This window comes from Providencia vermicola (assembly GCF_010748935.1).
Taxonomy (GTDB): Bacteria; Pseudomonadota; Gammaproteobacteria; order Enterobacterales; family Enterobacteriaceae; genus Providencia; species Providencia zhejiangensis.
On the sequence record NZ_CP048796.1, the window covers coordinates 2,016,610 to 2,037,454 of the forward strand.

19 protein-coding genes are annotated in these 20,845 nt (G+C 40.6%); 8 read left to right on the plus strand and 11 right to left on the minus strand.

All coding sequences use genetic code 11. The features are described 5' to 3' along the window. Positions 1 to 166: 166 nt before the first annotated feature. From lolC to lolE, 3 genes are read left to right on the plus strand one after another with little or no spacing between them, the layout of a single operon-like run. A complete protein-coding gene (lolC, locus tag G3341_RS09005) occupies positions 167 to 1,369 on the plus strand; it encodes a lipoprotein-releasing ABC transporter permease subunit LolC (protein WP_163861371.1) in 1,203 nt (400 codons plus the stop codon). Beyond that, positions 1,362 to 2,063 (plus strand): lipoprotein-releasing ABC transporter ATP-binding protein LolD, encoded by a 702-nt coding sequence (lolD, locus tag G3341_RS09010; protein WP_154623833.1) that lies wholly within the window; start codon positions 1,362 to 1,364, stop codon positions 2,061 to 2,063. Before lolC ends, lolD begins: the two co-directional genes overlap by 8 nt. Further along, a complete protein-coding gene (lolE, locus tag G3341_RS09015) occupies positions 2,063 to 3,310 on the plus strand; it encodes a lipoprotein-releasing ABC transporter permease subunit LolE (protein WP_163861374.1) in 1,248 nt (415 codons plus the stop codon). The genes lolD and lolE overlap by 1 nt, the downstream gene beginning before the upstream one ends. Positions 3,311 to 3,347: 37 nt before the next feature. Here the strand turns inward: lolE and G3341_RS09020 are convergent, their stop codons facing one another. Both G3341_RS09020 and G3341_RS09025 read right to left on the minus strand, forming a co-directional pair. Further along, on the minus strand, positions 3,348 to 3,905 hold the full coding sequence (locus G3341_RS09020) for a class IV adenylate cyclase (RefSeq protein WP_163861377.1): 558 nt from the start codon (positions 3,903 to 3,905) through the stop codon (positions 3,348 to 3,350). Positions 3,906 to 4,020: 115 nt separating this feature from the next. Further along, positions 4,021 to 4,518 (minus strand): TIGR00645 family protein, encoded by a 498-nt coding sequence (locus tag G3341_RS09025; protein WP_154623836.1) that lies wholly within the window; start codon positions 4,516 to 4,518, stop codon positions 4,021 to 4,023. Between the two features lie 295 nt (positions 4,519 to 4,813). Between G3341_RS09025 and cobB the strand changes: the two genes are divergently transcribed. After that, positions 4,814 to 5,647: a Sir2 family NAD+-dependent deacetylase gene (gene cobB, locus G3341_RS09030; RefSeq protein WP_163863572.1), complete on the plus strand. Its 834-nt coding sequence runs from the start codon at positions 4,814 to 4,816 to the stop codon at positions 5,645 to 5,647. Between the two features lie 60 nt (positions 5,648 to 5,707). Here cobB and G3341_RS09035 read toward each other — a convergent pair whose 3' ends face one another. Then, positions 5,708 to 6,421 carry an SDR family NAD(P)-dependent oxidoreductase gene (locus G3341_RS09035; protein WP_230085859.1) on the minus strand — a complete coding sequence of 238 codons (714 nt, stop codon included), beginning with the start codon at positions 6,419 to 6,421 and terminating at the stop codon, positions 5,708 to 5,710. Positions 6,422 to 7,005: 584 nt separating this feature from the next. On the opposite strand from G3341_RS09035, the gene ssuD reads away from it, so the two are divergent. Next, the gene (gene ssuD, locus G3341_RS09040; RefSeq protein ID WP_154622253.1) at positions 7,006 to 8,154 is read left to right on the plus strand and encodes an FMNH2-dependent alkanesulfonate monooxygenase; all 1,149 of its coding nucleotides are present in this window, start codon (positions 7,006 to 7,008) and stop codon (positions 8,152 to 8,154) included. 310 nt (positions 8,155 to 8,464) lie between these two features. After that, positions 8,465 to 9,703, plus strand: a complete 1,239-nt coding sequence (pepT, locus tag G3341_RS09045; protein ID WP_163861380.1) for a peptidase T — start codon at positions 8,465 to 8,467, stop codon at positions 9,701 to 9,703. Positions 9,704 to 9,762: 59 nt separating this feature from the next. On the opposite strand, the gene G3341_RS09050 is transcribed toward pepT, so the two are convergent. The 8 genes from G3341_RS09050 to rluE all read right to left on the minus strand — a co-directional run bounded on the left by G3341_RS09050 (position 9,763) and on the right by rluE (position 17,761). Beyond that, the gene (locus G3341_RS09050; RefSeq protein ID WP_163861383.1) at positions 9,763 to 10,887 is read right to left on the minus strand and encodes a cupin domain-containing protein; all 1,125 of its coding nucleotides are present in this window, start codon (positions 10,885 to 10,887) and stop codon (positions 9,763 to 9,765) included. A gap of 86 nt (positions 10,888 to 10,973) precedes the next feature. Next, a complete protein-coding gene (gene phoQ, locus G3341_RS09055; RefSeq protein WP_196713177.1) occupies positions 10,974 to 12,431 on the minus strand; it encodes a two-component system sensor histidine kinase PhoQ in 1,458 nt (485 codons plus the stop codon). Position 12,432: 1 nt separating this feature from the next. Beyond that, positions 12,433 to 13,107 (minus strand): two-component system response regulator PhoP, encoded by a 675-nt coding sequence (gene phoP / locus G3341_RS09060; protein ID WP_154624138.1) that lies wholly within the window; start codon positions 13,105 to 13,107, stop codon positions 12,433 to 12,435. 216 nt (positions 13,108 to 13,323) lie between these two features. Continuing rightward, complete coding sequence (purB, locus tag G3341_RS09065) at positions 13,324 to 14,694, minus strand: adenylosuccinate lyase (protein WP_163861388.1); 1,371 nt, start codon at positions 14,692 to 14,694, stop codon at positions 13,324 to 13,326. A gap of 17 nt (positions 14,695 to 14,711) precedes the next feature. Then, positions 14,712 to 15,344 carry a high frequency lysogenization protein HflD gene (gene hflD / locus G3341_RS09070; RefSeq protein WP_163861391.1) on the minus strand — a complete coding sequence of 211 codons (633 nt, stop codon included), beginning with the start codon at positions 15,342 to 15,344 and terminating at the stop codon, positions 14,712 to 14,714. 2 nt (positions 15,345 to 15,346) lie between these two features. Further along, positions 15,347 to 16,450, minus strand: a complete 1,104-nt coding sequence (gene mnmA, locus G3341_RS09075) for a tRNA 2-thiouridine(34) synthase MnmA (RefSeq protein ID WP_154624136.1) — start codon at positions 16,448 to 16,450, stop codon at positions 15,347 to 15,349. Between the two features lie 203 nt (positions 16,451 to 16,653). Next, a complete protein-coding gene (locus G3341_RS09080) occupies positions 16,654 to 17,103 on the minus strand; it encodes an NUDIX domain-containing protein (RefSeq protein ID WP_163861394.1) in 450 nt (149 codons plus the stop codon). Beyond that, the gene (gene rluE, locus G3341_RS09085) at positions 17,096 to 17,761 is read right to left on the minus strand and encodes a 23S rRNA pseudouridine(2457) synthase RluE (protein WP_163861396.1); all 666 of its coding nucleotides are present in this window, start codon (positions 17,759 to 17,761) and stop codon (positions 17,096 to 17,098) included. The genes G3341_RS09080 and rluE overlap by 8 nt, the downstream gene beginning before the upstream one ends. Positions 17,762 to 18,787: 1,026 nt before the next feature. Here rluE and icd point away from each other — a divergent pair. Further along, positions 18,788 to 20,041 (plus strand): NADP-dependent isocitrate dehydrogenase, encoded by a 1,254-nt coding sequence (gene icd / locus G3341_RS09090; protein ID WP_154622573.1) that lies wholly within the window; start codon positions 18,788 to 18,790, stop codon positions 20,039 to 20,041. Between the two features lie 139 nt (positions 20,042 to 20,180). Next, a complete protein-coding gene (locus G3341_RS09095; protein ID WP_163861400.1) occupies positions 20,181 to 20,801 on the plus strand; it encodes a DUF2971 domain-containing protein in 621 nt (206 codons plus the stop codon). The last annotated feature ends 44 nt before the right edge of the window (positions 20,802 to 20,845 follow it).

Sequence of the window (20,845 nt, forward strand, 5' to 3'; positions counted from 1 at the left end):
GTTAAACAACCTGTTTTACCCCGTACAATTGTCTGAAAGTAAGACAAACAGGCCGTGCCAATAAGAAAAAAAACCACAAAACCGGGGCCGGGTGGTTCCATTCATCATTCGTACCCTTTATTATCGCTGAACACTTCGCTTTGGCAACAGGGGCGTTACAGATTTCATGTCTCAATCTGTCTCAATATTTATAGGTCTGCGTTATATGCGCGGACGAGCTGTCGATAAATTCGGCCGTTTTGTATCCAGTCTATCAGCGATTGGTATCACGTTAGGGGTCGCTGCACTGATCACCGTGACCTCTGTCATGAATGGGTTCGAACGTTCGTTACAAGATAGCATACTCTCTTACATGCCGCAGGCCGTTTTAACATCGGCTTCAGGGCATATCGATCCTAAAAAATACCCAATAGCGGATTTACAGCATCTACAAGGGGTTAAACATATTACGCCCATTGTTCAGTCGGATGTGGTTTTACAAAGCCGTTCGAATGTTGGGGTAGGCATGATGGTGGGTGTCACGTCAGAGGAAAGGTCACCCTTGTTAGATAATGTAATTGATGGGCAGCGCTCAGAATTGGTCGCAGGGCAGTACCGCGTGTTTTTAGGCCAAAAGTTAGCTGAAAATTTAGGTCTAAAACGGGGTGATGAAGTTCGTTTAATTATACCGGGTGTGAGCCAATTGACGCCAATGGGACGTATTCCTAGCCAGCGTCTATTTACGGTGGCTGGGATATTTCAAACCAATGGGGAAGCGGATGCGAGCGAACTGATTGTGGCACAAGATGATGCGGCAAGAATGATGCGTTACCCGTCAGGGCATATTACTGGCTGGCGATTATTTCTCGATGAACCATTAAAAGTCGACACATTGAGTCAGCAAAGTTTACCCGAAGGATTGGTATGGACTGACTGGCGAGAGCGTAAAGGTGAGTTTTTCCAAGCCGTTAGAATGGAAAAAAACATGATGGGCTTGTTACTAAGCCTGATTATTGCAGTTGCGGCCTTTAATATTATTACATCACTGTCATTACTGGTGATGGAAAAACATGCGGAAGTCGCCATTTTAAAAACCTTAGGTCTGAAGCGTGGCCGTATTTTGGCCATTTTTATGATCCAAGGGGCAGGTGCAGGAATTGTGGGAACCCTGATAGGCACACTACTGGGTATGCTACTTTCGAGTCAATTGAATATTTTAATGCCTTTATTTGGTATGTTACCAAAAGGCGTTCAATTACCTATCGTGCTTGATTTTTCTGGTATTTTAATTATTGCGATATCCGCAATGCTGATTTCGCTGCTTGCGACGCTTTATCCTTCTTGGCGTGCGGCGGCTGTGCAACCTGCTGAGGCGTTACGTTATGAATAAACAACCACTTCTTGTCTGTGAGCATTTAAGTAAAATCTATCAAGAAGGGACACTATCAACACAAGTATTAAAAGATGTCTGTTTTTCGATGAATGAAGGCGAAATGATGGCCATTGTTGGTAGCTCAGGTTCCGGTAAAAGCACACTACTGCATCTATTAGGGGGTCTAGATACACCGTCAGAAGGTGAGGTGATTTTCCGCGGTCAGCATATTAATCGACTTTCTTCTGATCAACGAGCGGCTATTCGCAATAAAGACTTAGGATTTATCTACCAGTTTCATCATTTGTTACCTGATTTTACGGCATTAGAAAATGTAGCGATGCCACTATTGATTGGTGGCATCAAAAAAGCCGAAGCTTTTGAGCGTGCAACTCATATGCTGGAGGCCGTCGGGCTAGCTCATCGCTCAGGGCATCGTCCTTCTGAGCTTTCAGGAGGCGAACGTCAGCGTGTGGCGATTGCCAGAGCATTGGTGAATCAACCTGCACTGGTACTGGCGGATGAACCAACAGGTAACCTTGATTTGCGTAATGCAGATGCCATTTTTGAATTATTAGGTGAATTGAATAGCACACAAGGTACGGCATTTCTAGTCGTGACCCATGATATGAAATTAGCCCATCGCTTATCTCGCCAGCTAGAAATGCGTGATGGTCATCTACAACAAGATGTTACTCTGGGGGCAGTGTAATGTCTGGATTACCACTGACTTTACTCACTGCGCTACGCTTTAGCCGAGGTCGCCGTCGTACGGGCATGGTATCACTGGTGTCTATTGTCTCAACACTCGGTATTGTGCTTGGTGTGGCAGTACTGATTATTGGCTTGAGCGCCATGAATGGTTTTGAACGCGAATTGAAAAATCGTGTGTTGTCAGTTGTTCCCCATGGGCAAATTTACGCAGTTAAGGCGCCTTATCAAGATTGGCAGTATGCAAATAATGTGATCCGCAATACGCCGGGCGTTAAAGCCGTTAGTCCTTATGTTGGTTTTACAGGCTTGTTAGAGCGAGGAGCTAATCTCAAAGCGATACAAATAATGGGGGTTTCACCAGAAACAGAGTCTGAGGTGAGTGAACTGCCGAATTTTGTTCTCGACGATGCTTGGAAAAATTTTAAGGCCGGGGAACAATCGATTATTTTAGGTCAAGGCGTGGCGAATGCATTGAATGTCGCAGTAGGCGATTGGGTCACTATTATGATCCCCAATACGGATGCGAGTTTAAAAATACAACAACCTAAACGGATCCGTGTTCAGGTTGCCGGTATTTTTCGTTTAAGCGGTTTGCTGGACCATCAACTGGCCTTGATTCCGCTGGCCGATGCCCAAGCGTATTTAGACTATGGCGAGGGTATTACAGGATTTGAAATTAAAGCAGATGATCCGTTTAATGCCGATAAAATTGTTTATGATGCAGGGGTGAAGACAATGCATCATGTCGTCGTGAAGAGCTGGATTGGCGATTATGGTTACATGTACAACGATATTCAAATGGTGCGCGGTATTATGTATTTAGCCATGATCCTTGTCATCGGCGTTGCATGTTTCAATATCGTTTCAACACTGGTCATGGCAGTGAAGGACAAGAGCAGTGATATTGCGGTATTACGTACACTGGGCGCTAAAGACAGGCAAATTAGAGCGATATTTTTGTGGTACGGTCTGTTAAGTGGATTAGTGGGCTCATGCATTGGTGCGGTACTGGGTGTGGTGATTTCCTTAAATCTAACCACCATCATCAAAGGTCTTGAATATGTGATTGGCCATCCTATTTTATCAGGTGATGTGTATTTTATCGATTTCCTGCCTTCTCAACTGCATCTGTTAGATGTGGTGTATGTATTGTTGACGACGGTAGTATTAAGCCTAGTCGCTAGTTGGTATCCAGCGCGTAGAGCTAGCAAATTAGACCCTGCACGTATTTTGAGTGGTCAATAAAGCGTAATTCGCTGGGGTAATAGCGCCCCAGCGATGCTTAGCGAGTGATATTGCTCTGTGCAAGTTGGATCTCTTTATAGCTGCGTCGTTCAATCATTGTTTCATTCAAACCGTATTGCTGAGCGAGTCGCAGCATCTGCTGGGTTAATTGGGGAAGCAGATGAGATTCGTTAGTCATAATCGCAAATTCCGCGAACCACCCAATATCGACCAAATAATCAATGGTAATGTGAGCATCACCAAGAAAATAGATACTACGCACTTTACTGGCAGTAAAATAACACTGGTATCCTAAGGTGGTGAGCATCTTTTTGACGTGAGTACAATCCTCAATATCAATCGCTTTACATTCAGAGGCTTCAGGCCCTTTCACTATCCACAGTTTAATTCCTGAAGGGTGCATTTCTCGTACCGACATACTTATACCCTGTTGCGCTAGTTGCTGATCTGGGGTATCAAAAAAGTAGTCAGTTTCCGTATTGTCGGCAGTAAAAAGGTCGGCGCCATTAGCCTTGATAGCGTGTAAAAATTGCTGGTGGTGAGGTAATTTGAACTTAATTTCTGCCTCATATTGCCCAACAAAATGTTTGCTCATTGTTATGCTCATTTATCTATAAATTGAAGATTATTATTCCTTAACAAGAATGATTTTTCATGTCGTAAAATGTGTTTTAAAGGAAGAGCATTGACTCTTCCTTTAATCAAGAGGGCTATTTGCTTTTTTTCATGATCGATTGGTCGAGGTAACCCATGACAAATGCAGAAAGAACAAAGGTTAGATGGATGATGACATACCACATTAACTTATTATCAGGTATATTTTTTGAGTCCATAAACACTTTTAATAAATGAATCGAAGAGATTGCAACGATTGAGGCTGCGACCTTATTTTTTAGCGAGGTGGCATCCATTTTACCTAGCCAGTTCAATTTTTCGCTGCTGTCAGAGATATTAAGTTGAGATACAAAATTTTCGTATCCTGAAAACATTACCATCACGAGCAAACCGCCGACTAATGCCATATCAATTAAAGATAATAAGATCAGAATTAAATCAGGTTCAGGAATAGAAAATATATTGGGGATAACGTGCCACAGCTCTTGGAAAAACTTAATGGTTAACGCTAATAAGGTCAGTGATAGCCCAAAATAGACAGGTGCGAGTAACCAACGTGAAGCATACATCGTTTTTTCAAATAATTTTTCCATGCTAACCTTTTATCTGTGATGAAATAATTAAGACGTGCGTAAAGTGGGGCTATTTTAGCTCGTCTCACTCAAGACTTCGATATTTGATGGTCGATGAAAATACACTATTTTGTAAAAGAGCGTGTTTTCATAATCCTTAATTAAAATTGTCGCTAAACATTCATCCTCACACTTTCTGTTGTTATCTATTGCGTTATACTTACATTCGATTTAGGTTTGAGTCATCAACCTTGTTATTCAAGGTACTGTATGGCATCTGTGCTATAAAGACATGGAAGAAGGAAGTATATCGATGTTGCGTTTTCGTCATAGGCTAAAGAAACTTAAAAAAATTAAAATGTTACGTCGTCAACGAGATCGCAAACGTTTTTTTTACAGTGAAAATAGAATAACCAATATGAAAAATGTGAAAGTAGTCGTATTAACAGGAGCCGGAATTTCAGCCGAATCAGGCATTAAAACGTTTCGTTCCTCCGATGGATTATGGGAAGAACATCGTGTTGAAGATGTTGCAACCCCTGAAGGATTTGCGCGAGACCCTAAATTAGTACAACGTTTTTATAATGAGCGTCGCCGTCAGCTGCAACAAGAAAATATTAAACCAAACCTTGCACATTTTGCATTAGCACAGTTAGAAGCGTTGCTAGGCGATAACTTTCTGCTCGTTACTCAAAATATTGATAATTTACATGAACGTGCGGGCAGCAAACGTATTGTGCATATGCATGGTGAATTATTGAAGGTACGTTGTAGTTGGTCAAATCAAGTTGTGGAATGGAAAGGGGATCTCAGCGTGGAAGAACGCTGCCATTGTTGCCAATTTCCTCAACCACTAAGACCCCATATCGTCTGGTTTGGTGAGATGCCCTTTGGTATGGACCAAATTTACCAATCGCTTGAAGAAGCGACAATTTTTATTGCAATTGGCACTTCTGGACATGTTTACCCCGCTGCGGGTTTTGTGCATGAAGCGAGGTTAAATGGGGCACATACCGTTGAGCTTAATCTAGAGCCGAGTCAAGTTGAAAGTGAATTTGAAGAGAAGCATTATGGTCTTGCTAGCCAAGTGGTGGTGGATTACGTCAATCAGCTTATGAGTGAATTGAGTTCGACTCGCGAAAGTCAATGATAAACCCCTGTATGTGAGGGATGCTTCTCCCCCTCACATCATCATGCTTATCAATTTATATTAGACGTTCTCATCTAACATAGCCGGCATGGTAATTTCTTTTACACAGGTTGCATCACTAGTACTTAAGATAAACTTCACCGCATTTAATACGTCTTGTAATGGGATCAGTGCTCCTTCAGTTCGTGAAATAACATCTTCGATAGGCGTTGATAAATCATATTCAGTTGCTAAATAACCGAGGTTTATAACTGAGATAGCGATTTTATCTTGGCGTAGTGTTTCCCTTAACGATTGAACAATACCGCGTAATGCGTATTTTGAAGCAGAGAAAGTCACTTCATGACCATTATGGTTATCCAGACCCCAAGTTGAACCAATTAAAATGATTTTACTCTTTTTTCCAAGACGTAGGTTTGGCAACATTGCTTTAAGGTGCAAGATACAGGCGCTAATATTGGTCTGAATCATATTGACTATTTCAGTGTCTTCTGTTTTTTCAAACAGATATTCATCAGTAAAAGCATGTTTTTCCCAAATACCGACGTTAAAGATGAGACAATCAATGGGCGTATCTTGAAGAATGGTTTTGACAGTTTGCGCTGAATGGTTATCTGCTAAATCAGTTTGAATCCAATGGAAGTTATCGCCAATGAATTGAGGAATTGAACGAGAAACCCCATAAATAGTATCTTGAGCCGTAGGAATACCCTCTATGAGTGCTTTTCCTAATCCTTTACTAACACCATACACTAAAAATGTTTTTTTCATCATTATTCTCTTTATTTTCAACTGATTAAAGCTGTTTAGAAGTTGTTGTGAGTCAATGTAGAGTCTATACAGGTAATAAATAAAGTCATTATCCGTTAATGTGGATGGCAAGTATGTAATTATAGTACAGCTGTGGTTACTGTTAGTATAAATATTTAATGTTCAAATTAATTAAATAACACCTATTAAGTGTCAAATAATTAATGGGAATGAATGATTAATATGTTCAATGTCTTTTTGAGTGGCGACTCTTTAAAATCAATGCATTTTTCATCCAACAAAGTTTTATTGTGGCTTGATTGAAAATATGACTAACACCGCTGTCATTATAATGAAGTAAGTTTTTATTTTAATAAAAGATAAAAATTAATAGGGCTTGAAATAGTACCCTGATATTTTTTATTAATAGATGAATTAAAATGAAATTTATTTTTATAGAGCTCCTTGTCAATATAATGTAGATGTAGGGAAGCGTTTCTTAATCGATAATTATTATATTTTCAATGTGAGCTAATGGGTTGATAAACATTAATCAGCAAGATAGCTAAAAACATTTTAATGGTAACAAGAATAAGGCATATTTAAAAATGGCAATACCGCAAAAACAACAACTATTTTGGTTTTTACCGACGCAGGGAGATGGACGCTACTTAGGAACGTCAAAAGGGGGACGTGCGGTCACTCTAGCGTATTTACAACAGCTCGCGATAGCGGTAGATAATATTGGTTTTCATGGTGTGCTCGTTCCCACAGGAAAGGCATGTGAGGATCCATGGGTAACCGCGGCAGCACTGGTGTCAGTGACACAAAAATTACGATTTTTAGTCGCGGTTAGGCCTGGCTTACAACCACCAAGTCTTGCGGCTCGTATGGCAGCAACACTGGATAGGCTTTCTGGTGGAAGGGTGCTGATAAATGTGGTGACAAGCGGGGATCCGATAGAAAATAAAGGTGATGGCCTCTTTTTCGATCATCAAGAAAGATATCATATGACGAAAGAGTTCCTTGAAGTTTATAAACCGCTAATGAATGGCCAACAAGTTAATTATCAAGGTGACTATATTCAAGTTGAAAATGCCCATCTACTGTATCCGCCGCTACAACCTTCAGGACCCGCGCTATATTTAGGAGGCTCATCGGCTGAAGCAATGGAAATTGCCGCAGAATATGTTGATACATACTTAACATGGGGTGAACCATTGGCAGAGGTCGCTGAAAAAATTAATCAGGTTAAGCAACACGCAGCCGATAAAGGTCATTGTCTGGAGTTTGGTATTCGCCTACATGTCATTGTGCGAGAGACTGAACAAGAAGCTATCGATGAAGCCAACAAACTGATTGCTCATCTTGATGATGATACCATTGCACAGGCACAAGCGACCTTTGCACGGATGGACTCGAAGGGGCAGGCTCGTATGCAGGCCCTGCATAAAGGTTCAAGAGAGAATTTATTTATAGCGCCTAATTTATGGGCGGGGATTGGTTTAGTGCGTGTTGGGGCAGGAACGGCACTGGTAGGGGATCCACAACAAATTGTCTCACGCATAAAGGAATACCAAGCTATCGGTATCACCAAATTTATTTTATCGGGTTATCCACACTTAGAAGAAGCTCATCGATTTGCAGAGTTGGTCATGCCATTATTAGAGACATCAACAGAGATATTGGCTGCAACATCGACATTAAATGAACAGTCGAAAGGAGAAGCTATTGGGGCACATTCACGTCCGAAATAATCGTCTGTAAATTAATATAAAACGTTAACTGTTTCAACGTATAAGGTATTAGTTATTTCGTTATTTTAAATAGATTAAAATGAAATTTGAATTGAAATAATAATGACAAATTTACCTATTTATCGTCACCAATAGAGAATAACGAGAAAAATAGGTTTATAAAAATTATTCAATAAGGCTATTTTATTATCATCTCTACGATGTTTTTGCCTAAAACGATTTGTGATTAACCGCAAAAGTGATTTGAAACAAGAATTGTTGATACGTTCATCCCCATAATAAGGCAATAAATATTAGGGGGGAATAAAGCATGGATAAACTTTTAGAGCGGTTTTTTGAGTATACCGCTTTTGACACACAATCAAAACTCAACGCAAAAACAGTACCTAGTAGCACAGGGCAATTAAAATTTGCTCGTGCTCTCGTCAATGAATTAAAAATGTTGGGCTTTGAAGACGTCGCGCTTTCTGAGTATGGGTGTGTAACGGCTTGCTTATCTGCCAATGTTGATTGGGAAGTCCCCACCATCGGCTTTATTTCACATTTAGACACGTCACCTGATTTTTCAGGTAAAAATGTGGCTCCACAAGTTTTGGAAAATTATCGTGGTGGTGATATTGCTCTAGGGATTGGTGACGAAGTGTTATCGCCCGTAATGTTTCCGGTCTTACATGAAATGATTGGTAAAACGCTGATCATGACCGATGGCAAGACATTACTGGGCGCTGATGATAAAGCGGGTATTGCAGAGATCATTACGGCTTTAGTTCGTCTTAAAGAGAATAAAATTCCACATGGTAAAATTTGTCTTGCTTTTACGCCTGATGAGGAAATTGGCCGAGGGGCACAACATATTGATTTAAAAGTTTTTGATGCTCGTTGGGCTTATACGGTCGATGGTGGTGCTGTCGGTGAACTCGAATATGAAAATTTTAATGCCGCTAATGTCGCTATAAAAATCGTAGGAAATAACGTTCATCCGGGAACAGCTAAAGGGGTGATGGTGAATGCTTTAGCATTAGCAAATCGTATCCATGCTGAATTACCAAAAGAAGAAACACCTGAAAATACGGAAGGTTATGAGGGTTTTTATCACCTAAACTCAGTGAAAGGCTCTGTTGAAAAAGCAGAAATGAATTACCTTATTCGTGATTTTGATAGTCAGGGCTTTGAGGCACGTAAGAAAAATATCATTCGTATTGCAGAGAAAGTAGGGCAAGGTCTACATCCCAGCTGTTATATTGAGCTGACGATCGATGATAGTTATTACAACATGCATAAAGAAGTGATGAAACACCCACATGTTATTGAAATTGCTCATCAAGCTATGAAGGATTGTGGTATTGACCCCATTATTCAACCTATTCGTGGCGGTACTGATGGTGCTCAATTATCTTATCGAGGACTGCCTTGCCCGAATATTTTCACGGGTGGCTATAATTTCCATAGTAAACATGAGTTTATTACATTAGAAGGCATGGAGAAAGCGGTAGAAGTGATTATGCGTATCGCTGAATTGACTGCGCAAAGAGCAAAAAACGAGCAGTAAATAGCATTGTTACCGTACCTTATGGAGAACATAAGGTACGGTATGATAGAAATATTTAATTAATCATCGAAATACCAATAACCGCTATTGATTAGTGCTGTGATTAACGCAATAAAATTCACATCATCAATAGCATCACCGAGTTGCTGAACGTTAACGGAATCGTAACGGCATAGGCTATCAGCAGCTTCATAGCAAGTTGTTTCTAGGCATTCGCCATTGACAAAAAACTGGTCGCCAACTCGTAGTGCTCTCAACCCATTGAGTTTATATAAGGTCTCTTGCTGAGTTTTGAGAAGGTCATAGATTTCGTCTTGCTCATAAGGTGGTTCCGGTGGTGCAAGATCCAGTTCATGACGTGACTGAGAAATGAATTCACCCAGCCATTTACGGAAAACGTCTGGTTCATGCAGCATAGATTCCATCATTTCCCGTAACTTAATCTGCTCGCCTTGTAAAATCTCGGCAGGGTTATCTCTAAATGACAAGTCTGGGTCACTGTAACGATAACTTCCTAAGTCATTTGAGATCAGATAATCTGCAAAGCTACTCATGAGTTCACGTGTATTCGGCGCTCGGAAACCAACAGAGTAGTTTAATGATGGTTCAATCGCATAACCTTCATGGGGAAATCCAGGTGGAATATACAGAATATCACCCGGCTCCATTTCTTCATCGATAATCGCATCGAATGGTTGAACCTGAAGAAGGTCAGGGTGCGGGCAATGCTGTTTCATCGGCACTTTTTCACCAACACGCCAACGTCTACGGCCTTCACCTTGGATAATGAAGACATCATATTGGTCCAAATGAGGCCCAACACCACCCCCTGGCACAGAATAGGAGATCATGAGGTCATCCATTCGCCAATCAGACAAGACTCTAAAAGGCTTCATCAAAGCTGCACTTGGGTGATGCCAATGGTCTACTGCCTGCACTAAAATAGACCAGTTTTCTTCGCCTAAATGCTCATAGCTTTCAAAAGGACCATGAGCCACTTGCCATATGCCCTCATTGTGGCTGACAAGGCGGCTATCAACTTCATCTTCCATCGCTAGTCCCGCGAGTTCGTCAGGCGAGATAGGATCAATAAAACGTGTAAAACCGTTTTTGATGAGTAAAGGGCGTTTCTGCCAATGACTATCGAGAAAACTCTGCCAGTCAAGATTCAGTTTATAATCCATCTTATTGTCCTAGGTTAACATATCTGTTGATAGTATACCTGAATTTGCCACTACGGCAGATGGTAAACAGACACGATGATCACAGATTAACTATCTTCATTGACACTCTGTCGACGGAAAGTCACTTGTACTCTGGCGCCGCCAAGTGGGCTATCACTGATCGTGATATTACCGTCATATTGGTCAATAATTTCAAGGGCAATGGATAATCCAAGGCCTTGACCTGGGCGTAACGTATCTACGCGTTGTCCACGGACGAAAATGATATTACGCTGGCTTTCTGGCACGCCAGGCCCATCATCATCAACAGTAATCACTAAACTATCTTGCCCAACAGCTGCTGTCACCTCGACAAATTCAAGGCAATATTTACACGCATTCTCCATAATATTACCCATGACTTCCATAAAGTCATTTGGTTGGCCTAACCAGGTGATTTCAGGAGAAATATCGACTGTAATCGACACGCCTTTATTTTGATAGACTTTATGTAAAGCACTTGCAAGGCTATCTAACACAGAGGGGACTGAGGTGATTTCGCGTAACATCAGGTTATTATCGCCTTGAGTAGAAGCACGGTGTAAATAGTAACCAACCTGTTGAGAGATACGACCAATCTGTTCTAACATGATAGGCTCTGCTTGCTCAATGGTCATTTGCTTCCCTGTTCGCAGTGAACGCAAAGTCGATTGCAAAACGGCCAAAGGCGTTTTTAAGCTATGTGTTAAATCAGAAAGGGTAGTGCGATATTTGCTATAACGTTTGCGTTCATTAGTCAGCAAGTTATTTAAATTGCGAACTAAGCCACGTAATTCATTTGGTGGGTTTTCATCCAACATTTCACGTTCGCCTTTTTCGAGGCTACTAATTTGTGATACTAAAGATTTTATTGGACGTAAACTCCAATATGCAGCCAGCCAAAGTAGTGGAATCACTAAAATTAAGTTAGCCAGCAGCACATAACCAAACCACTCCCAAACTAAGCCTGTTTTTTGTAAGTCTTGGGGTAACGTATCAACCACAACAATAGTAAGGGGAGGGAGATTTTCTGTTGCGCCATATTGGTTTACTGAAACGGAATGCGTTAATGGCTCATCGTTGTGGTTCATATCATCTAACTTGCTGTTAAATTCCGGATTATTTTGTAACAGCTGGCGTGTTTCACCAATATCGGTATCAATTTCGTACAGGCCTTCTTTTTTTAGCCAATCACGACGAATAAGATTTTCGACATTAGGCACTTCACGTTGTCGCCAAAGTACTTGTCCATTTTCATTATAAATGATGATAAGTGTTGGATTATTCAGTGTGAAATTTGGCGGTACACGAATATCAATTTTGTTATTTTGCCACTGAACTAGGCTATAAATAAGATTACTTTGGCTACGAAGTAAGGTGTATGTGGTTTTATCAAAGCTAATCAGATAGCCTAATATCGCAACGATACCGTAAGAAAGCGTAAGCGCGAGGATAACCGCTGAGGTGGCACATAAAAAACGTGCTCTCAGCGATAAAGGTTTAAGTTTAAATTTTTTTGAACGCATATTAGCCATTCACATCAAAGCGATAGCCTTGTCCACGGACTGTCACTATCACATCTTTTGCGTGGAATTGTTGTATTTTCTTCCGTAACCGCCCCATTAATACATCAATAGTGTGACTCTCACGCAGCTCCGCGTCAGGGTACAGCTGACGCATTAAGGAATCCTTACTGACCACTTTGCCGTTATTGCGGAGCAAGGTTTCAATAATGGTGTATTCAAAAGCAGTTAATTTAACGGACTCACCATTTACCATAAATTCTTTTCTTGATAAATCAATGACAAAGCCATCTAACTCTAAAATTTGAGAGGCAAGTCCACTGTTTCTCCGCATCAATGCTTGCATCCTAGCGACTAGCTCTTCAAGGTGAAAAGGCTTGGTGACATAGTCATCTGCACCACTGTTTAATGCTTGTACTTTCTCTTGCCAGCTTTCACGCGCTGTCAGCACTAAAACAGGGATATTGATTTGTGTGCTACGCCAGCGTTTAATCATGGATAAACCATCTTCATCGGGTAAGCCGAGGTCAACCATTGCAATATCTGGGCGGCTTTCATGTAGAAAATAGTCAGCTTCTTTAGCGTCTTCAGCTGCATCAACTTGATGACCCAGTTCTTTAAGTTGTACAGTTAAGTGGTGACGAAGAAGAGCATTGTCTTCAACGATAAGAATTCGCATCTAAAACCTCATATTAAAGAAGAATTACAGGTTACTTGACGATAGTTATCGCCATAATAGTCGCACTAGAGGGGATATGGTAAAAAGATATGTGCTTTACAACAAGAGATTAAGTAAACCAAAGGCAAACAAAACAGAGATATGTCAAAAAAAGAGAAAAGTAAGCGAAGAATTCTTCGCCTACTTGATTCCACTAAGACTTATTGAAATAAAACGCTATTTTAACTCATCAATAAAAGTGACAGCGTAACCGATGTAATTGGCAGGTGTCATTGCTTTCAAGCGCGTCTTTTCTTCTTCAGGGAGGTCTAATCCATCAATAAACTGTTTCATGCCTTCCGCAGTGACTCGCTTACCGCGTGTTAGCTCTTTTAGCTTTTCATATGGTTTTTCAATACCATAACGGCGCATAACGGTTTGAATTGGCTCAGCCAGAACTTCCCAGTTTTGATCTAACTCATCGAGCAGATGCTGCTCATTAACTTCTAGCTTATTCAAGCCTTTAAGAGTCGATTGGTAGGCAATTAAAGCGTAGCCAAGACCGACGCCAAGGTTACGCAACACCGTAGAATCCGTTAGGTCACGCTGCCAACGCGAAACAGGCAATTTACCAGCAAGGTGGTTAAGTACGGCATTCGCCAAACCTAAATTACCTTCTGAGTTTTCAAAATCAATTGGATTGACTTTATGTGGCATGGTTGAAGAACCGATTTCACCAGCGATTGTCTTTTGCTTGAAGTGATTGAGCGCAATGTAACCCCAAATATCACGATCAAAGTCTAATACGATAGTATTAAAACGGGCGACGCAATCGAATAGTTCAGCGATGTAATCATGAGGCTCAATTTGTGTGGTGAATGGGTTCCATGTGATCCCTAAAGAGGTCACAAAAGTCTCACTAAATTCATGCCAGTTAACTTCAGGATAAGCCGCAATGTGTGCGTTGTAGTTACCTACAGCACCATTGATCTTACCTAAAATTTCCACTTGCTCTAACTGGCGATATTGACGCTCCATACGATAAGCAACATTGGCAAACTCTTTACCAATGGTAGAAGGTGTCGCCGGCTGGCCGTGAGTACGTGAAAGCAGAGGGAGATGACGATATTCATGCGCCATTGCTTTCACTTTATCAATAATTTGACGCCATTGAGGCAGTAACACCTCTTCTCTGGCTGTTTTTAGCATTAATGCATGCGAAAGGTTATTGATATCTTCAGAGGTACAAGCGAAATGGATAAACTCAGAAACGGCGTGCAAGGCGGGGACTTGTGCCACTTTCTCTTTTAGAAAGTATTCAACCGCTTTAACGTCATGGTTGGTGGTACGCTCTATTTCCTTAATACGCATTGCGTCTTTTTCGCAGAAGTTCGCGACTATTTCATCTAGGTAAGCGTTTGCGTCAGCATCAAATGATGGAACTTCTTTGATTTGGGCGGTTGCCGCCAGTTTTTGTAGCCAGCGAACTTCAACCTGAACGCGAAATTTCAGTAAGCCGAACTCACTAAAAATAGTGCGTAGTGCGCTGACTTTATCACCGTAACGGCCGTCAATCGGGGATACAGCGGTCAGTGAGGATAATTCCATTGGTAGCAACTCCAGATTTAAAGGTGAGACAAAATTTCTTTCGCCTGATGACTCAGACGGCTTCGGGAAAACATTAATTGCAGACGGCTTCCCCCAACTTGCTGCCATAATACAGCACTTCGAATACCACACAGCAAGAGCGTTCTGACTTTGGCTTGCACGAGTGAATTTTTTAAAATTTCAGGGGAACCTGTAACTTGTATACGTGGACCGAGTGGACTGATCACATCCACATAAATTCCAGCTAATGCATTAAACACACCTTCAGACATCGGTTCAAAGTAATCCGCTTGGCGCTCGAATTGTTCAATACGTTGTCCAAGTTGGTTCATGGCCTGTTGATCTTTATTGAGACGTCGTTCTAGCACCATGATACTTAACATATAGCGGGTCATTTCGGCAGATAAACCACTACCGCTATTACCGCCTGATAACATGCTGAGCATCGCGCCTAGTCCGACTTTTAGATTCGCAGGGTCGTTACCATAAACATCAATCGTTGAAGATGGATTCATGTTAGTTAAACTGTTGACCATGACTTCAAGGTCATGGTCATTACAAATACCTTCTTGAGCAAGTTTCTGTACCATGTGACTTGCTTGGCAAATGCCCGCGAGCGCAAGTGTAATATCGCGATAATTTTTAGCCACAATTACTCCTGAATACGGGATTCAATAATACCGCCACCTAAGCATACCTCATCAAGGTAAAACACAGCAGACTGACCTGGGGTAACCGCCGCCACTGGATAGTCGAAAGTGACTTCAACTTTACCTTCATTGAGCGGGGTAACAGTACAAGGGATGTCTGCTTGGCGATAGCGCGTTTTAACAACACAGCGTAGTGTTTGTGTTAATGGCTCTCTATCAACCCAGTCTAATTGTTGTGCGATCAGTCCTGTAGACATTAGCCTTGGGTGCTCATGGCCTTGCGCAACAATCAGCTGATTATTTTCAACATCTTTATCGACGACATACCAAGGTTCATCTGAACCTTCTTTTGTTCCACCAATACCAAGTCCTTTACGCTGACCGAGCGTGTGGTACATCAATCCTTCATGCTCGCCGATGGTTTCACCTTCAACAGTAACAATAGGACCTGGCTGTGCAGGTAAATAACGACCAAGGAAATCACGGAATTTTCGCTCACCAATAAAACAAATACCGGTTGAATCTTTTTTCTTTGCGGTGACCAATCCAATTTCTTCAGCGATACGGCGAACTTCAGGTTTTTCTAATTCGCCAACAGGGAACAGACTTTTACTGATTTGTTCATAGCTGAGTGTATAAAGAAAATAACTTTGATCTTTATTACTATCCAAGCCGCGAAGTAATTGGCTTTTACCATCAACATCACGACGGCGGACATAATGACCAGTTGCAATATAATCTGCACCGAGATCTTCTGCTGCAAATTCAAGAAATGCTTTAAACTTAATTTCTTTGTTGCATAGAATATCTGGATTTGGTGTGCGTCCAGCTTTGTATTCAGACAGGAAATGTTCAAAAACATTATCCCAATATTCTGCTGCGAAATTGATGGTATGAAGTTCAATACCTAATTTATCACAAACGGACTGCGCATCAGCCAAGTCGGTCGCTGCGGAGCAATACTCCTCATCGTCATCTTCTTCCCAGTTTTTCATGAACAGACCAACAACCTGATACCCTTGCTGCTGGAGCAAATAAGCTGAAACGGATGAGTCAACACCACCGGACATACCGACGATGACTTTTTTTTGGCTGTTATCTGACATGTAATACTCTCACTGCGGAAAAATTAAGCCCCATACTTTACCATGTTGTCCCCTTGTTACGCCAGCGTTAGCCGGGGGAATATTCTTATCGTTCGTAACAGATTACATCTTCACCGTATTGAGGCACGCCATTGCCATGACAACATAGCTGGGATGTATCTTTAATCAGCCATCTATAGGCTGTTATTATGGTGGAGCATTGATTATCGATAGTGATCACCAAATGCACCAAGTACATCAAGAGGATAGCTAGTTCCTTCAAGGAAACATCGAATACTTTCAGCAACAAGTGGAGAGCGTAAGCATTGACTTTCAAGAATATCTTGCGCACTAACCCAGTGACAGCAAGAGATATCGCTATCTTGAGGTTGAGTTTCACACTGTTCAGTCAGCGCTAAAGAAAAGAGAAAACGTATAAACGGTGTCTCATCAGGCGCAAGCCATTGATGAATTTTAATGAGCCTTTGAGGCTGTCCCTTGATCCCTGTTTCTTCGAACAGCTCGCGTTCAGCAGCAGCGAGTAGCGTTTCATTCGCTTCTAAATGACCGGCTGGTTGATTCCATGTCGCTTTACCATTAACTAGCTCTTCAACAACTAAAAATTTATCGTTTACATGGACAATTGTTGCAACGGTAACGTGAGGTTTAAACAAGAGTGATCTCCTTCCATTCGCCTGGCAATAAATTATTCAGTGTATATTCACCGATCTGGTAACGGACCAATCGTAAAGTCGGGAAGCCAATATTTGCGGTCATTCGCCTGACTTGGCGATTTCGCCCCTCATTAAGCGTGATTTTTAACCAACTTGTTGGAATGTGTTTTCGTTCACGGATAGGGGGCATTCTTGGCCATAACCAACTTGGCTCATCGACTAATTCGATACCTGCGGGGCGAGTTGGTCCGTCATTGAGCACTAAACCGCGACGAAACTTTTCTAGCGAGGTTTCGTCAGGAATGCCTTCGACTTGTGCATAATAAATTTTATGCGTATTTTTGTGTGGCTGCGTTAAGTGCGCTTGCAATTTTCCATCATTGGTCAAAATTAAGAGGCCTTCACTGTCACGATCTAATCGACCAGCCGCATAAACGCCTGTAATAGGAATATATTTTTTTAAGGTATCTCGGCCTTGCTCATCGGTAAATTGAGGGAGCACATCAAAGGGCTTATTAAATAAGATGACTTTGCGTGCAACGACTGATTTAGGTTTAGATGAGAATGCATGAGAATGATTAGAGGCTGGTTTGCGAACAAACTTACGTTGACTTTTTTTATTGGCTGGAGGCTTTGCTTTATGATTCGCTATGGGCATGGGAACTCATTTTAACCGATTAATATTGTATTAATAAAACTCAGGCCAGCATTCTACTGACTGATTTTTTTAGTCTAGTTGATTTTCACACAAAATGACACCGGGATAAGCGTGAGCGAAGCAAAACTAAAATACAGGGCTAATTCAAGCAGTAAAATCATAATAGGATACGATAAGTTAATAAGCAAAGAATAACGCTATGGTATTTATTTCAGTATTATCAATCGCATGAGGACACGCCATTTCACTTATCCTTGTAGGATTTTTATTAGGTATTTACCAAATTAGCCACAGTTAACGAGCAGAAAACGGTGGGTACTTAATCCATCTATTTAAAAAGCGTCATTGTCAGCAGCTGTAGATTGATGCGATGTTATTTCCGTTAATCGATAAATAACGGTTTACAGTAATTTGCTATTTTCGGAGCAATGTACTCACAAAATATCGTTGTTTCTCTATCATTTTGAGGGGGATAAATAGAAAATGCGTTCGATTTACATGTGTCAAACATACTGTAAAAAATACCTATCAGGTAGAAAGGCGACTGAATTTTCTATTGGCACTTTTGTCTTAAAAAGATTGGATAAATCCGTTTTATTTAAAAATAAACATAACGAATAAATATATTCATATAGACTCAGTGATATTTAATAAATTACGTTAATATAAAAAATACATTAACAAATATTATATATATAAATTAAATAAAATTTAACAATGCTATTGATTGAAAGTGACCTGTTAATAGTTTCTTTTTTCACCAATTTTTTATTGGTTTAATAAATTATTGCTACGACATAATTTTTATGTGATATCGCCAATAATTCAAAGGGATTTGTAATGTTATGATTTTAATCCGATTCTTTCTTTTTTATAGGGATGTAACAATCATTGATAAACACGTTTAATGCGATCCACATAAAACCTTGAACGACTAACCATTGGCGTTAGAGAAAGATTGAAGTAGTATTGACGGGTCTCTTACAAAAAATTAACAAGCAAATGCGCAAGTGAAAGGAGAGGTTAATGGAAAGCAAAGTAGTAGTTCCGGCAGAAGGCGCTAAAATTACCATTGATGCCAAAGGCAAACTGAATGTTCCAAACAACCCAATCATTCCCTACATTGAAGGTGATGGTATTGGTGTTGATGTAACTCCAGCGATGTTGAAAGTGGTTGATGCGGCAGTTAACAAAGCCTATAACGGCGAGCGCAAAATTTCCTGGATGGAAATCTATACCGGCGAAAAATCTACTCAATTATATGGTAAAGATGTTTGGTTACCGCAAGAAACTCTCGATTTAATCCGTGATTACCGTGTTTCGATTAAAGGCCCTCTGACAACCCCAGTTGGTGGTGGTATTCGTTCTTTGAACGTTGCACTACGTCAACAGCTTGACCTCTACATCTGCCTACGTCCAGTTCGTTACTATAAAGGTACACCAAGCCCAGTTAAACAGCCTGAGCTGACTGATATGGTTATTTTCCGTGAGAACTCAGAAGATATCTATGCAGGTATTGAATGGAAAGCGGGTAGCGCAGAAGCAGATAAAGTCATCAATTTCCTGAAAAATGAAATGGGTGTCACCAAAATTCGTTTCCCAGAAAACTGTGGTATTGGTATTAAGCCTTGCTCAGAAGAAGGGACAAAACGTTTAGTTCGTGCGGCGATTGAATATGCGATCGATAATGGGCGTGATTCAGTTACTCTAGTGCATAAAGGCAACATTATGAAGTTTACTGAAGGTGCCTTTAAAGATTGGGGTTACCAACTAGCTCTAGAAGAGTTTGGCGGTGAATTACTTGATGGCGGCCCTTGGGTTAAAATTAAGAATCCAAAAAATGGCAAAGATATCATCATTAAAGATGTGATTGCCGATGCCTTCTTGCAACAAATTCTGCTGCGTCCAGCGGAGTATGATGTTATCGCATGTATGAACCTAAATGGTGACTATATTTCTGACGCATTAGCGGCACAAGTTGGTGGTATTGGTATCGCTCCAGGTGCAAACATTGGTTCAGAATGTGCGCTGTTTGAAGCAACACACGGAACAGCACCTAAATATGCAGGTCAGGATAAAGTGAACCCAGGTTCAATTATTCTTTCTGCTGAGATGATGTTACGTCACATGGGCTGGACTGAAGCCGCTGACCTTATCGTTAAAGGTATGGAAGGCGCAATCGAAGCTAAGACCGTAACTTATGACTTCGAACGTCTGATGGATGGCGCTAAACTACTGAAATGTAGCGAGTTCGGCGACGCAATCATCAAACACATGTAATTTATTACGTGGTGTGATTAATAACGGGAGCTTAATAGTTCCCGTTTTTTATTGTCACATTTGAAGTGGTTATCAAAAATAGCCTACATTATCTACAGATAATTTATATCTTGATGACATCGTCCTAAGGAAAACTAGTATGAGAGTATTCAAGTATAGAGGTGGAGATAAAGATGTGTTTTCAAGGGATTTATCTTCATTAGAACAGGATTATTTTTGGTCTCCTAATTATGATAAGTTAAACGACCCATGTGAAGGTCTAGTATTAACAGATCAAGTATTTGATCAATTAGATGTTTTAAATAGTGCGCTTGGTAATACAAAACAAACCTCTTTAAATTCACTTGATTCATTAAAGGAAGCATTTAGTGATTTAATTGCTACTAAAGATAAGTCTGGAATTTATTCTTTGAGTAAGACTTTTACTCATGAATTGTTATGGGCGCATTATGCTGATAGCCATAATGGTTTTTGTATTGAATATGATTTAGATAAGTTGTGTGAATTTGAAGGTGCTAGATATTCTATTTTTGATGTCATATATCAAAATAAACCACCGATAATAAATGTTGACGATATATTTGCATCGGATGCGCAAAATGAAGTTATTCAAAAATTAACAAGTGTAAAGTCTAAGAGGTGGGACTATGAACAAGAAATTAGAATTATCACACCGAGTAAGGGTAAACAGTATTACGATTTCAGGGCTGTAAAGGCAATTTATTTTGGTTTGCGAATGTCCGAAAAAAAATACGGTTGATCATGAAAACCCTTCAAGGAAGGGGAGTTAAATATTTTCAAATG

Excerpts from the sequence above, each read along its gene's own strand:
- rluE (WP_163861396.1), bottom strand. The coding sequence starts at position 17,761 with ATGCCCATAGCGAATCATAAAGCAAAGCCTCCAGCCAATAAAAAAAGT.
- lolD (WP_154623833.1), top strand. The coding sequence starts at position 1,362 with ATGAATAAACAACCACTTCTTGTCTGTGAGCATTTAAGTAAAATCTAT.
- pepT (WP_163861380.1), top strand. The coding sequence starts at position 8,465 with ATGGATAAACTTTTAGAGCGGTTTTTTGAGTATACCGCTTTTGACACA.
- G3341_RS09050 (WP_163861383.1), bottom strand. The coding sequence starts at position 10,887 with ATGGATTATAAACTGAATCTTGACTGGCAGAGTTTTCTCGATAGTCAT.
- G3341_RS09020 (WP_163861377.1), bottom strand. The coding sequence starts at position 3,905 with ATGAGCAAACATTTTGTTGGGCAATATGAGGCAGAAATTAAGTTCAAA.
- mnmA (WP_154624136.1), bottom strand. The coding sequence starts at position 16,450 with ATGTCAGATAACAGCCAAAAAAAAGTCATCGTCGGTATGTCCGGTGGT.
- lolC (WP_163861371.1), top strand. The coding sequence starts at position 167 with ATGTCTCAATCTGTCTCAATATTTATAGGTCTGCGTTATATGCGCGGA.
- phoP (WP_154624138.1), bottom strand. The coding sequence starts at position 13,107 with ATGCGAATTCTTATCGTTGAAGACAATGCTCTTCTTCGTCACCACTTA.
- G3341_RS09035 (WP_230085859.1), bottom strand. The coding sequence starts at position 6,421 with ATGATGAAAAAAACATTTTTAGTGTATGGTGTTAGTAAAGGATTAGGA.
- phoQ (WP_196713177.1), bottom strand. The coding sequence starts at position 12,431 with ATGCGTTCAAAAAAATTTAAACTTAAACCTTTATCGCTGAGAGCACGT.
- G3341_RS09025 (WP_154623836.1), bottom strand. The coding sequence starts at position 4,518 with ATGGAAAAATTATTTGAAAAAACGATGTATGCTTCACGTTGGTTACTC.
- ssuD (WP_154622253.1), top strand. The coding sequence starts at position 7,006 with ATGGCAATACCGCAAAAACAACAACTATTTTGGTTTTTACCGACGCAG.
- G3341_RS09095 (WP_163861400.1), top strand. The coding sequence starts at position 20,181 with ATGAGAGTATTCAAGTATAGAGGTGGAGATAAAGATGTGTTTTCAAGG.
- purB (WP_163861388.1), bottom strand. The coding sequence starts at position 14,694 with ATGGAATTATCCTCACTGACCGCTGTATCCCCGATTGACGGCCGTTAC.
- lolE (WP_163861374.1), top strand. The coding sequence starts at position 2,063 with ATGTCTGGATTACCACTGACTTTACTCACTGCGCTACGCTTTAGCCGA.
- icd (WP_154622573.1), top strand. The coding sequence starts at position 18,788 with ATGGAAAGCAAAGTAGTAGTTCCGGCAGAAGGCGCTAAAATTACCATT.